The sequence below is a fragment of the Mucilaginibacter achroorhodeus genome, assembly GCF_007846095.1.
Classification (GTDB): Bacteria; Bacteroidota; Bacteroidia; order Sphingobacteriales; family Sphingobacteriaceae; genus Mucilaginibacter; species Mucilaginibacter achroorhodeus.
In genome coordinates, this window is sequence record NZ_VOEI01000002.1 from 865,437 (window position 1) to 878,358 (window position 12,922).

A 12,922-nucleotide genomic window follows, 5' to 3' on the forward strand; every position below is an offset into this window, starting at 1 on the left:
ATCAATTTGGCTTTAAAATTTTAATACCAACGCCGCATTGCAGGCATTTCTTGTAATTGCAGTAGCTATTTTTCAGTTCGATCACCGCTTGCGAATCAAATGCCGAGTTGATCTTGATCCCTAAGTTAACAAAATCATCTGTGATATTGTTCTGTTCAGCCGGTATATTTTCGAGCATTTTTAAAGCGCGGCTTACATAATATTGCAACTTCATGTGCTTGCCATAGCTGAAAAGAAAAAGCACAACCGTGTTCAATATTAGCGTATCGACAGAAGCAGCACCCAGGCTTTTTGATGATGCGTTACTTTCCTTACCAAAGCGATAGTGAGTTTCCCAGTATTCATTCACGCTGATATTTCTGAACAACTCGCGCATTTCCTTTACTTCCTTTATCTCTAAAACTTTCGAAAACAAGTGGTTGGACTGCAATACCAATGCGGCAAACTGCGCCAGCCGCACCGTTGGGAAATTCTGCGGTCGCATTCGTAAGAATTTCCAAAGGTGGTTCTCAACCGGTATTAAGTTGTATTTTTTGCGGAGGAAGTTGTACTCACTCTGCAAAGCTTTGGGGTAAGCTTCTTCCAATTCTCCGTCCAGAAATCCTGCCTGCCCGAAGATCAAAGCTTCTACCTGCAGGGCGTTGTTCTTGTGCTTGGCCAGTATATTTTGCGGCAACGATTTGGCCAGCAATTCAAAAGGCAAGGCGTTTACCTTGAAACCGAAATTACCTGCCAAAAATTGGTAAAATGTCTCTTCCCAATCGCCACGGTTTTGTTCGAGCGAGGCAATAACCGCTTCCGACCGCTTTTCCAATCGCTCTACCAGTATCCGCGTTAACCAGTTTTGCATGGTGATACCATCAACTGTGCTGATGCTGCCCTCGCAGGGAATAATACTTTGGTTACCAAAAACCAGGTTGTGATAGCGGTGGTGCAGTTCTGCAGGTATTCGATCTTTAAGTTCAAGCGTAGGCACACGTTTACCGTCAGCACGCATTAAAGGCGTATCGTCAGTGTAAACCACGTGCAGTATCACATTATCGTACGCACCATCAGTGGTATGTCCGTGCCGCTGCCAGTCAGATGATGACAAATGCAATTCAGCATTGCCCGCCCAGGTAGTTTCCCCTATCCTGATACGCGCGTTTTGAAAATCAGGACCGGCATTTTTATTGTGCAAACCCACGGATTGTATCTCCAGCTCTTCACCCTCAGTAGTGCGCAGGTTAATGCGGTTAAACAGCCTGAACTGCCACACATAATGCAAAAAATCTTCGGTGAAAAGCATGAGGGAAGATAAGGAAAATGGAATCAGAATTTACAGAATTTTAGAATTTACAAGATAAAAAACACCTCACCAAAGCTTTCCTGACAGGAAACAAGAAAAGTTATAGCCATAAACCCAACGATATCGAAAAATGCGACATAGTATAACGTGCGGATTGCAGAGGCAGTGCTACGGCACAACCATTGCAGCGCGTTACCAAGTCGCGACTTTTCTTTTGAGAAAAAGAAAGTACGTCCACTAACCTTCACAAGCTCCTTGACATTCCTAACGAAGCACTAATCAATCAGCAAACTAATTAACTATCTTCGTCAAAAACCAATAAACACTTATGCCAACCAACCCACCAACAACCCAAAGCCGCATCCGCTCTATTATTGGCGGCTCTTTAGGTAACCTGGTTGAGTGGTATGATTGGTACGTGTATTCGGCTTTCTCGCTTTACTTTGCGGGTGCCTTTTTCCCAAAGGGAAGCCAAACTGCGCAGTTGCTAAATACTGCCGGTATTTTTGCGCTCGGATTTTTAATGCGCCCCATAGGCGGCTGGCTGATGGGAACATTTGCCGATAAACACGGCCGTAAAAAAGCGCTTACGTTTTCTGTTTTGATGATGAGCGCCGGATCTTTAGTGATAGCCTTAACACCTACCTATAACCAAATTAACGTGGCAGCGCCGATATTATTGGTGCTTGCCCGCATGCTGCAGGGCATTAGCGTGGGTGGCGAATATGGCACCAGCGCCACTTACCTAAGCGAAATGGCCGACAAGAAAAACCGCGGCTTTTATTCCAGCTTCCAATATGTCACCCTCATTATGGGGCAACTGCTGGCATTGGGCGTATTGGTGCTATTGCAGCGCGTTTTCTTGACCGAAGCACAGCTACACAGCTGGGGCTGGCGCATACCCTTTGCAATTGGTGCCGCATTGGCCATTATTGTTATGTACCTCCGCAGAAGCCTGCAGGAATCTGCAACTTTTGAAGGCGAAACTAAAAAGCCCGAATTACGCGGCACGCTAAAAGCACTCAGCCAGCATCCGCGTGAGGTTTTAACCGTGATAGGTTTAACACTTGGCGGCACTGTAGCCTTTTATACCTTTACCACTTACATGCAAAAATTCCTGGTAAACACCAGCGGTTTTGATAAGGGCGATGCAACACTCATTTCTACCCTAACACTCATTGTGTTTATGCTGTTGCAACCGTTGTATGGCTATGTTTCAGACAGGATAGGCCGCAAGCCCATGCTTAAAGCTTTTGGCATATTGGGCGTTTTAACCACCATTCCTATACTCACTTTTTTGAGCAATACCATTAATTTTTGGCTCGCTTTTGGGCTTATCACCTTCGCGTTGATGGTTGTGAGTAATTATACGTCCATTAACGCTGTGGTAAAAGCAGAGTTATTTCCGGCGCATATCCGTGCTTTAGGCGTAGGCTTCCCATATGCTATTGCAGTTTCCATTTTCGGGGGTACTGCAGAATACATCGGCTTACTTTTTAAGAATAACCATCACGAGGAGTGGTTTTACTGGTATGTTACGTTCTGCATCGGTATTTCGTTAGCTGTTTACTGGCTGATGAATGATACGAAGACACACTCTAAGATTGAAGGGGAATAAAAAAATAATGGCTATGCGATTCGCCGGATGGCGAAGTAACAATCTCATCGGAATAGCATAAAGAAGCACCTATGAGATTGCCGCGTCGCTGACGCTCCTCGCAATGACATAAAGAGAAAAGTGCTAATAGCGGTCTTACTTAGATACCAATCCCGATATGACATTAATACTCAAAGCCACTATGGCAGTGTTAAATGCAAAGGATATAAGCCCATGCATCCAGGCCAGGCGGCGGATGCGGCGGGACGAGATCTCAACGTCGGAAACCTGGAACGTCATGCCGATCACGAAGGAAAAGTAAACGAAGTCGAGATAGTCGGGATCTTTCATATCGCCGGGGAAATCGAGTCCGCCAGCTTCTTTACCAGCGCTATCCTTATTGTAATACAAGTGGGCATATCTCATGGTAAATATGGTATGAACCAACCACCAGGATATTACCACTGCTACCATGGCTAATATAATGTACGCTGCCGTTGTTTCCTCCGGGACGTCTTTAGATGATCTTAACAACAAATAAATAGCCACTAAACTAACTAACGACGAGGCGAGCACCACCAAAAAAATCAGTGTGCGACTGGAATCTTCCAGACTGGCAATTTTCCTGATCTCGCGCGGGTGAGCCCCCAAAATAATCACCCAATCCAGTATAATAATGCTGGTTGCAATGCCTATCCAGGTAATTAAGGTGATCTCTGGAACCGACTTGAGATGCCTCGATAAGAAAAACGCGACCACACCTACCGCTAAGGAAATAATTAAGCGATAATGCGCATCTACACGGAAAATGATCTGTTTGTTGGGCTTGGTGCGGGTTACCATCTGGCTGATATGTGGCCTAATTTAATCTTCTTCAACGATATTGGCAACACGGCCAACCTGCCCATCTTCTAAACGTACCTTTATACCGCGCGAGTGATACGTTGCACTGGTAAGCAGGTCTTTCACCACGCCGCGGGTAATCTTGCCGCTGCGCTGGTCTTTTTTAAGGATGATGTCAACCTCCAGTCCGGGATATATGTCTGCTCTGTTGCGTCCGTGCATTTGCTGTGGGATTACACTGATTTTTATGATGATTTCACCGTTTTTCTAACCTAAGACTTCCTGATTCAGGCTCTTGACTTAACGAACCAACCAACTTATCGCATCCTCAACTTTTTTAAAGTCGAAGCTGTTGATCACTTTATCCATGGCTGCACTTATCTGCTCATTCTGCAGGTTGCCAATGCTGCCTTCGTGTGTGTGTGCAACGGTTTTCTCAGGATTAAACTTTCCCTGCTCTATATCCAAACCTATCTGCTTGTATGCATCTCTGAAAGGTGTACCATTCAACACTGCCTTATTAACCTCTTCCACGCTGAACAGGTAAGCATATTTGGAATCATCCAAAATATTTTTATTGACTGTGATATTTTGGAGCATGAAGTTAGCCATTTGCAGGCAATCCATCAGATCTGTAAACGCGGGGAAAAGCAACTCTTTGAGCAATTGCAATTCGCGGTGATAGCCTGACGGCAGGTTGGTTGTCATCATAGCTACATCGTTTGGCAGGGCTTGCAGGCGGTTACATTTACCGCGCATAATTTCCCAAACGTCCGGGTTCTTTTTATGCGGCATAATGCTGCTGCCGGTGGTCAAATGCTCGGGGTAACTTACAAAAGCAAAGTTCTGGCTTAAATACAAGCATTGATCCATTGCCATTTTTGCCAAAGTAGCTGCTATTGAAGACAGTGCCTGCGCAATTATCCGCTCTGTTTTACCACGCCCCATTTGGGCATATACTACATTGTGCGCCATACTGTCGAAACCGAGCAACTCGGTGGTCATGGTGCGGTTTAGCGGGAACGATGAACCGTAACCTGCAGCGGATCCCAAAGGATTTTTATTGGTGATCTTCCAGGCGGCTAAAACCATCTCCAAATCATCAACCAAACTCTCAGCATAAGCCCCAAACCACAGCCCAAACGATGATGGCATGGCCACCTGCAAATGTGTATAGCCGGGCAGCAGTACGTCTTTATGTTCTTCGCTTAACTGTATCAGTAATCTAAATAAACTATCCGTTTCGTTAACAACCTGCTGTAGCTGATGGCGAAAAAACAGTTTAAGATCCACCAGAACCTGGTCGTTACGTGAGCGGCCGCTGTGTATCTTTTTGCCGGCCTCGCCAATGCGGCGGGTAAGCATCAATTCTACCTGTGAGTGTACGTCCTCTACGTCATCTTCGATCGCAAAATCTCCTTCCTGTACCTCGTTGTAGATCACCTTAAGTTCGCGTTGTACAAGGGCAAGATCATCATTGTTAAGCAACCCGATCGATGCCAGCATACGGGTGTGAGCCAATGAGCCTAAAGCGTCAAAAGCCGCCATCTGGTTATCCAGTTCACGGTCTCGGCCTACGGTAAAGTTCTCAACTAATTTATCAACGTTGGTGGTTTTTTGCCAAAGTTTGCTCATGCTGCAAATATAGAATTAAATGCGGTTACCATAATTGCGAATCTAAGCAACGTAGAGGTTCTTTCGGCGATAGTAGCTATCAGCCAATTAGTTCTTCGTTAGCAATGGGAGTGAGTTGTATTTATCCCAGTGGATGTTACTTTCCTTTTTACGCAAAAAAGAAAGTAACCAAAGAAAACCGAGCCCAAGCGAGCTCATTGATACCAATCTAATAAACAAAATATCAATAAAACTCGCAGCTACGGTAACGCGCTACAATGTTTGTGCTGTAGCAATGCCTGTACTATCCGCACGTTACACTATACAGCATTTTGTTCGGCGGCGTTTTGTCTGTGCTTTTGTTATTCCAAATCTGTCATGCTGAACGCATGTGAAGCATCTGATCTGCGACTTGTATAAAGTTTAGCAAATTCTTCATTATCACTCAGAATAATGGTGTTTTTTGTTGTAAACATAACCCTTTGAATTTCAACCAAACAAGCCCTTATCAATAAATTTAGGCCTTGGGATGTTTACATTAAGACGTTCGTTCATTTTCTTTATTACGTAATCAGCCAGTTCGGGCGAGTAGCGTTCATCGTGCTGATGCATAAAAAACCACACGGATTGCAAGCCTTGTTCTTTCCATTGAGCTATGCGGTCTATCCATTCATCGCAACGGCTATAATCTGTTGTATGTAAACTGTTACCAACAAAACGAATGAACGCATGAGGGGTTGAAAGCATCATGTGTACGCAATCGCGGCGTCCGCTGGCGTCCGTAATAATGGAGCCGATATTCAACCTCCTGAACAGGTTAAAAACCGCCTCCCGGTTTTCGGGCACAGCATACCAGTCTTTATGCCGAAGCTCTACATAAACTGGCACGTCGGTAGGCAAATGCTCCAGGTAAGCTGTTAATTCCGGCAGGCTTTTAGGACTAAAGTTATCGCTCAGTTGCAGAAACATAGGCCCAAGCTTTTCCTCAAAAGCCATAACGCCCTCGTAGTAGGCGGTGGTAATATCATCTGCATTTTTTAACCTGCGGATGTGGCTGATGCTTTGCGAAAATTTTGGGCAAAACTTAAAATCGGGATTTGAATCTGCCTTGTTTTTCCACTTAGAGATGGTATCGGGCCCGTAGGTTTGATAAAAGGTAGCGTTCAGTTCAATGCAGTTGAAATGCTTAACATATTCATCTAAAAAATTGGCATCCTTTGTTTTGGGCGGATAGATCTGGCCCACCCATTCTTTACGGCCCCATTTGGCGCAGCCTACATGCACTTGCAAAGGCTGTGAGCTATCGGCGCGGGCGAGTGTTTCGGTAGTAAACGCCGGATCGGGAGGTAAAGAGAAATCGATATTCGCCAGTTCGTGCTCGGGTACGCGGCCAAATTCCATATCCAAATATTTAGGCCGAAAGATAGTAAACAAAAAAGAGATGGCTCGTAGTTGAACCATCTCTTTTATTTTCCAGCGTCTTCCTCACCCCTCTCCAAAAGAGAGTGGCTTAAATATTACTTGTCATGCTGAACGTAGTGAAGTCCTAATCGCCGCCTAATGTATAATGGATTCTTCGCTCTGCTCAGAATGACAAATTCTGAGAAGGGGCCCTTACAAAAACATCCCTCCCGATGCTTCGATGCGCTGCGCGTTTATCCAGCGGGCATCCTCGGTACATAAAAACGCAATTACGCCGCCAATATCGTCTGGTACCCCGGGGCGACCTAAGGCCGTGATAGACGAAATAAATTCGTGCATTTGCGGGTGGCTATCAAAAGCTTTTTTGGTAAAGTCGGTTTCAACGATACCCGGTGCTACCATATTTGCAGCTATGCCGCGGCTACCCAACTCTTTAGCCAGATATTTAGTGAACACCTCTATAGCACCTTTCATAGATGCGTAGGCAGCGTAACCGGGCGTTGCAAAGCGCGTTAAACCGGTTGATAGGTTAATGATACGGCCACCGTCGGCTATGTTATTCAGCAAAGTTTGAGTAAGGAAGTAAACCCCTTTAAAGTGCACATTGAAAAGATTATCAAAATCTTCTTCAGTAGTTTGTGCAAAAGGTGATGCCGCATCTATACCGGCGTTGTTCACCAGGAAATCGAAACTATCACGTCCCCAGGTATCATGCAGGGTTTTTACCAATTGATCTTTGAAGCCGGCAAATGGAGATGCTTTACCTGTGTCCAATTGAAGCGCAGCGGCTGTTTGGCCTGCGGCCTGTATCTGGTTTACAACTTCTTCTGCTTCTTCTTTTTTGCTACGGTAGGTAATGATAACATCAATACCTTTTGACGCTACTTTAAGTGCAGCGTTTTTACCAAGGCCCCTGCTTCCGCCTGTTATTAATGCAATTTTGTTTGTGCTCATGTTTGTTATGTGTTTTAATACAATACAAAAGTGAGCACAAATCGTTGCTAAGAAATGGTGACAGGTACAGATAAAATGGTGAGCACTACAGTATTTTATTACCGGATAGCCCTTGTCAAACTAGATTAAAAATCGTGATACAGGTTTCTGAAGCTGCTTTTAATACCAAAAGTAAGCATGGTGGTCTTTTTATCTGTTTGCACATTTTTCTCCTGGCGGTACAAAGCGCCTAATTCAAAACGTAGGTTGTACTTAGGGTTTAACAAATAGGAGACTGTTCCTTCAGCATAGTATAAGTTAGTATTTAGTCCTTGGCCGATATTAGTGCTGTTTACGGTAGGTACAAGTGGTTTGGTAACATCGCGTCCGGCATTGTCAGCGGCAGTGGCATCCAGGCCGTATTTGGCGTACATCAACTGGCCCTGAAAATCAAAGCGTTTATAAGTATAGTTCATCAAGCCTACAACCTCACGGAAGTTTGCGCTAAGCGGATCACCAAGCGGTTGGCTATAGAAAGTATATGCACTGATCACCTGCGGGCTGGAGTAAGTATAAGGCTTAACCGCATCGTACTCCACAAGATAGTTTAAATCCTTTACGCCGAATATATCAGCACCTCTTACACCCAGCTGCACTCCACCTGTGTTCTTAACATTATTGTTTGCAGCATCTACGGCTTTTGTACGATCGAACAGCAACTGGCCATACACTGCATGTTTATCAAATATCTTGTATTTGCCCGTAAAGCCAACCAACGCATTGCCGGGTTGTGATGATGGCCCAAGGCTGCTTGAGAATAAAATCGGGTTAACGAAGTTTACATCAAACCCGCGGCGGTTACCCTGGTCATCCGCTTCGGGGGCTATGTACGCGTTAAAGAAACCAAATGACAGGCTATTATTAACATTGTAATCTAAATAATGGAAAACACCCCATTTGCGGCGGTTGCTGCCAAAGGTATCAAACTTCGGCAGGGTAAGATCCTGCAGATAGGTCCACATCATCATATACTGAAATTTGCCCACGTTGGCGGTTAAACGCAACAGAGGATAATTGGCGGCGAAATCTGATAACAATATTGAGCGATAACCATCACCTATAAAGGTTTTATCCTGCCCTAAAGTGATGTTTAACTGCTGTATTGGTGTATAGGAGATAATTGCCGTTGCGTAAGAAAAATCGCGGTATGATTTTGATAGATTACGATCATATGCCTGGCCGGGTACAAAACCTTTCTTACTCACATACTCAGTATAGTAAGCCGGAAAAGCTGCCTGATTCTCATATCCACTGGTGTAAAAAGAAAACTTTTTACCAACCGTACCACCTAATTGAAAACCACGTGTATTAGTACCTATGCGAGATGTAAAACCGAACCCAAGAGGCTTAAATAGTATAGGCTGCTTGTTGGTTTCAGAAAAATCGTGACCAATTGTATTGTCCTGCAAATAATCGGCATAGAATGTCCAATCTTTGTTTCTGATATCCAGTAGATGTTCGTTAAAGACTTTTCTTAAGAACCAACTTTTACGGCTGCTATCCACACCCATTTGCATCAGCTGATTGTAGCGGTTGCTAATGGTGCTGTCTATCAAAAACGGCCTTAGCGATGTATGCATGCTACTGCTTTTTGAATAGATATCCGCATTAAATTTTTGATAGAACTGATATGACTGCGGCAGATATACCGATTGTGCCTTGCCTGTTAAGGCAGTAAACATAATACCTGCGCAAAATGCTATGCTTTTACCTGCAAGCTTTAAGTAGTTGTTTTGCATACGCAACAAATTAAGCGTTATTTATTGTAACATTAAAATTTATACTCGTAGAGAGCCACGATATTTCCGGATTATAGAAACCACAAACAACATCTACATGGTTAAATTCTGTTAAAATTGTTAAACCATGTTAGCATTAAGTTAAAACAAGGCATTATTTATTGATATTTGCCGCAGCTAAACTTTACTGTGGCGCATGCAATACACAAAACTTAACAACTTACTTGGCTGGCTATGCTTTTTAATAGCTACCACCACCTTTATCCTTACTTTAGAACCGTCCGTAAGCTTTTGGGACTGCGGAGAATTTATATCATGCGCTTACCGTTTGCAGGTATCGCACCAGCCGGGCTATCCGTTATTTGCCATGCTGGGCAAAGTATTTTCGCTGCTATCCATGGGCGATAATACCAAGGTGCCATTTTACACCAACTCCATGGCTGCCATTGCCAGCGGTGCTACCGTAATGTTCCTGTTCTGGACCGTTACCGCACTTGCCAAAAAACTGCTGGTTGGCCGCGAAAAGGATTTTGGTAATGCACAAACCACGGTGATAATGGGCGCTGGTTTGGTAGGCGCTTTGGCTTTTACCTTTACCGATACCTTTTGGTTCTCAGCAGTAGAGACCATCGTATTTGCGCTATCTATACTTTGTATCGCAGTCGTTTTTTGGGCGATATTGAAATGGGATGCCCACGCTGATGAGCCCGGTGCCGATAAATGGCTGGTTTTTATTGCCTATGTAATGGGTTTATCCATCGGTATACACCTTCTTAACCTGTTAACCATACCGGCAATTGCATTGGTATATTACTTTAGGCGATATAAAAACATTACGGCATGGAGCGCTTTCCTGGCGTTTTTAACGGGTATTGTAATACTTGGCTTCGTACAATACGGCATCAGAGGTTATACTATCAAATTTGCAGCTTTTTTTGATCTGTATTTTGTGAACTCGCTTGGAATGGGCTTTGGCAGCGGGGCTATCGTATTCTTCCTTTTATTGATAGGTGTTATCGTGTTCGGCATTGTTTACAGCATCCGCAAAAATAAACCGGTGTTAAACCTGGCATTTTTGTGCGTTGCGTTCATCTATCTTGGTTATGGCTCTTTCGCCTATATCCCTATCAGGGCTACAGCAAATACTAATTTGAATAACTCGCATCCCGATAATGCTTTTACATTGTATGGCTACCTTAACCGCATCCAGTATGGCGAAAACCCACTACTTTACGGGCAGTACTTTGATGCGCAGGTAACAGACCAGGTAGAAGGCAGTACCATCTACCAAAAAGGCGAAAAAAAATACGAAGTAGCCGGAAAAACTTTAGGCTACAAGTATGACCATAATACCATACTCCCGCGGATGTACAGCACAGACCCCGGCGATCAGGGATTTTACCGTGGCTGGGGACAGATACCCGAAGGACAAGCACCTACTTTTGCAGATAACATGAAATGGATGTTTAGCTGGCAGATATACCAAATGTATTTCCGCTATTTCCTGTGGAATTATGCAGGTCGTTACAGCGATGTTGACGGGCAGCAAAGCACCGAAAGCATTGATGGCAACTGGACTACCGGTATTTTTGACAGCGGTAAACATCTTCCACAAAATGTAACCAGCAACCCGTCGTACACACCGTTGTACGGCATCCCTTTGATACTGGGTTTAATAGGTTTGGTTTACCATGTTGAACGCCGCAAACGCGATGCGCTGGTTGTGGTTTTGCTTTGGTTTTTTACCGGGCTGGCCGTTGTATTTTACGTAAACCAGCCCTCGGTGCAGCCGCGCGAACGCGATTATTCTTATGTAGGGTCATTCTACGCATTTGCAATATGGATAGGCCTATCAGTAATTGCGCTTACGGATGGCATCCGTAAAAAGGTAGATGCTAAAAAAGCCGCTTACATTGCTACCGCAGTTTGCTTGCTTATTGCACCTGTATTAATGGCTAAGCAAGAGTGGCGCGGGCATGACCGCTCTACCAAAATGACGGCGCACGATATGGCTTATAACTATCTTATATCCTGCCCGCCAAATGCCATTTTGTTCACCTATGGCGATAACGATACTTACTCGTTATGGTACGACCAGGAAGTTGAGGGCATAAGGCCGGATGTACGTATTGTAAATCTAAGCCTGTTTAGCGGTGCATGGTACATTCGCCAGATGCAGCGGCCCATGAACGCCTCTGCTCCGCTGCCCATTACCATGCCATATAATAAATATAAGGATGGCGTGCGCGATGTGATCTATTACAACGATGGCGGTATCAAGGGCGCTGTGGAATTAAGGGAGATATTTGATTTTATCACATCTGACGATAAAAGCATGCAGGGCCAGAGCCAGGGCGGCGAATATGTGAACTACCTGCCAACCAAAGACTTTAAACTTACCATTAATGCCGATGATGTAATTAAAAACAAAGTGATATCTCCAGCGCAAAAAGCTCAACTGGCTGATACACTCGAGTGGAAATACACATCAAACTACATTACCAAGGATGATCTCGCGGTAATAGACATCCTGGCGCACAACAACTGGAAACGCCCTATTTGCTTTGCAACTACCGTAGGCACAAACAATTTGATGGGCTTGCAGCAATACCTGTATAAAGAAGGCTTTACCTACCGGTTATTGCCTTTAAAAGCTGATACCGCTAATCACGATCAGTTAAGCAAGGTAAATGCCGATGTGATGTATGATAATGTGATGAACAAATTTAAGTTCGGCAAGTTTAAGACCGCGCGATACCTTGATCCCGAATCTACAAGTATGTTCTACCCTGTGCTTACGACTACCTTTCTTGATTTGGCTACTACACTTTATAACAACGGCCAAAATGATAAAGCGCTTAAAGTGCTGCATAAGTTTGACAATGAGTTGCCTGATGACCTTTATCCGTTTATAGATATGGCGGGCCGTAAAATGTACCTGGCGCAGATGGCCTATAACCTTGGTGATAACAAGCTGGGTAACAAAATGGCTGTAAACATTGATAAATACCTGATGGACCAGTTCGGTTATTTTTACCACCTGTTACAAAGTGATGCGCAACGTGTGCCTTTGCGCGATGTACAGATAGGTATGCAAGTGCTTAATCATTTGGTTGAAAACACCGAGAAAGCACATCAAACCGATCTGCACAATAAACTAAATGCACAGCTACAGGATTACAGCAAGAAGTTTGCGCCTTTAATGGGTGCAGGCCAATAACAGTTTATAAAAATCTGCGATCAGTTCAGACTGAGAATATAACTTTAGTCATGGTGAGCTTGTCGAACCACCTGTCATTGCAAAAGGTCTTCGACAAGCTCCTTTAGATTTGCATAATTATTTTAGTAGGATAAAAGATCGCGAGGAGGCAGGGTGAACTATGACTTAGGCTCTGAGCTAATGGCTCATAATCTGAAGAAGACCCT

Annotated in this window: 9 protein-coding genes; 2 read left to right on the forward strand and 7 right to left on the reverse strand. The window is 44.2% G+C overall.

Annotation, left to right across the window (positions count from 1 at the left end):
- Position 1: 1 nt before the first annotated feature.
- Positions 2–1,288 (reverse strand): DUF2851 family protein, encoded by a 1,287-nt coding sequence (locus FPZ42_RS09750; RefSeq protein WP_146270771.1) that lies wholly within the window; start codon positions 1,286–1,288, stop codon positions 2–4.
- A 328-nt stretch (positions 1,289–1,616) separates the two neighbouring features.
- On the opposite strand from FPZ42_RS09750, the gene FPZ42_RS09755 reads away from it, so the two are divergent.
- Positions 1,617–2,906: an MFS transporter gene (locus FPZ42_RS09755; protein ID WP_146270773.1), complete on the forward strand. Its 1,290-nt coding sequence runs from the start codon at positions 1,617–1,619 to the stop codon at positions 2,904–2,906.
- Between the two features lie 135 nt (positions 2,907–3,041).
- On the opposite strand, the gene FPZ42_RS09760 is transcribed toward FPZ42_RS09755, so the two are convergent.
- The 6 genes from FPZ42_RS09760 to FPZ42_RS09785 form a co-directional block, all read right to left on the reverse strand.
- Positions 3,042–3,728: a DUF1345 domain-containing protein gene (locus FPZ42_RS09760; RefSeq protein WP_146270775.1), complete on the reverse strand. Its 687-nt coding sequence runs from the start codon at positions 3,726–3,728 to the stop codon at positions 3,042–3,044.
- A 21-nt stretch (positions 3,729–3,749) separates the two neighbouring features.
- On the reverse strand, positions 3,750–3,950 hold the full coding sequence (locus FPZ42_RS09765; RefSeq protein WP_146270777.1) for a YwbE family protein: 201 nt from the start codon (positions 3,948–3,950) through the stop codon (positions 3,750–3,752).
- A gap of 78 nt (positions 3,951–4,028) precedes the next feature.
- A complete protein-coding gene (gene argH, locus FPZ42_RS09770; RefSeq protein WP_146270779.1) occupies positions 4,029–5,363 on the reverse strand; it encodes an argininosuccinate lyase in 1,335 nt (444 codons plus the stop codon).
- Between the two features lie 468 nt (positions 5,364–5,831).
- Entirely contained in the window at positions 5,832–6,743 is a 912-nt protein-coding gene (locus tag FPZ42_RS09775; protein WP_146270781.1) for a DUF72 domain-containing protein, read from the reverse strand.
- A gap of 213 nt (positions 6,744–6,956) precedes the next feature.
- Complete coding sequence (locus FPZ42_RS09780; RefSeq protein ID WP_146270783.1) at positions 6,957–7,718, reverse strand: SDR family oxidoreductase; 762 nt, start codon at positions 7,716–7,718, stop codon at positions 6,957–6,959.
- 125 nt (positions 7,719–7,843) lie between these two features.
- Positions 7,844–9,496, reverse strand: a complete 1,653-nt coding sequence (locus tag FPZ42_RS09785; RefSeq protein WP_261382263.1) for a gliding motility protein RemB — start codon at positions 9,494–9,496, stop codon at positions 7,844–7,846.
- Between the two features lie 196 nt (positions 9,497–9,692).
- Here FPZ42_RS09785 and FPZ42_RS09790 point away from each other — a divergent pair, with 196 nt between their 5' ends.
- Positions 9,693–12,716, forward strand: a complete 3,024-nt coding sequence (locus FPZ42_RS09790; protein ID WP_146270785.1) for a glycosyltransferase family 117 protein — start codon at positions 9,693–9,695, stop codon at positions 12,714–12,716.
- Positions 12,717–12,922 lie beyond the last annotated feature (206 nt).

Excerpts from the sequence above, each read along its gene's own strand:
- FPZ42_RS09750 (WP_146270771.1), bottom strand. The coding sequence starts at position 1,288 with ATGCTTTTCACCGAAGATTTTTTGCATTATGTGTGGCAGTTCAGGCTG.
- FPZ42_RS09755 (WP_146270773.1), top strand. The coding sequence starts at position 1,617 with ATGCCAACCAACCCACCAACAACCCAAAGCCGCATCCGCTCTATTATT.
- FPZ42_RS09760 (WP_146270775.1), bottom strand. The coding sequence starts at position 3,728 with ATGGTAACCCGCACCAAGCCCAACAAACAGATCATTTTCCGTGTAGAT.
- FPZ42_RS09765 (WP_146270777.1), bottom strand. The coding sequence starts at position 3,950 with ATGCACGGACGCAACAGAGCAGACATATATCCCGGACTGGAGGTTGAC.
- argH (WP_146270779.1), bottom strand. The coding sequence starts at position 5,363 with ATGAGCAAACTTTGGCAAAAAACCACCAACGTTGATAAATTAGTTGAG.
- FPZ42_RS09775 (WP_146270781.1), bottom strand. The coding sequence starts at position 6,743 with ATGGAATTTGGCCGCGTACCCGAGCACGAACTGGCGAATATCGATTTC.
- FPZ42_RS09780 (WP_146270783.1), bottom strand. The coding sequence starts at position 7,718 with ATGAGCACAAACAAAATTGCATTAATAACAGGCGGAAGCAGGGGCCTT.
- FPZ42_RS09785 (WP_261382263.1), bottom strand. The coding sequence starts at position 9,496 with ATGCAAAACAACTACTTAAAGCTTGCAGGTAAAAGCATAGCATTTTGC.
- FPZ42_RS09790 (WP_146270785.1), top strand. The coding sequence starts at position 9,693 with ATGCAATACACAAAACTTAACAACTTACTTGGCTGGCTATGCTTTTTA.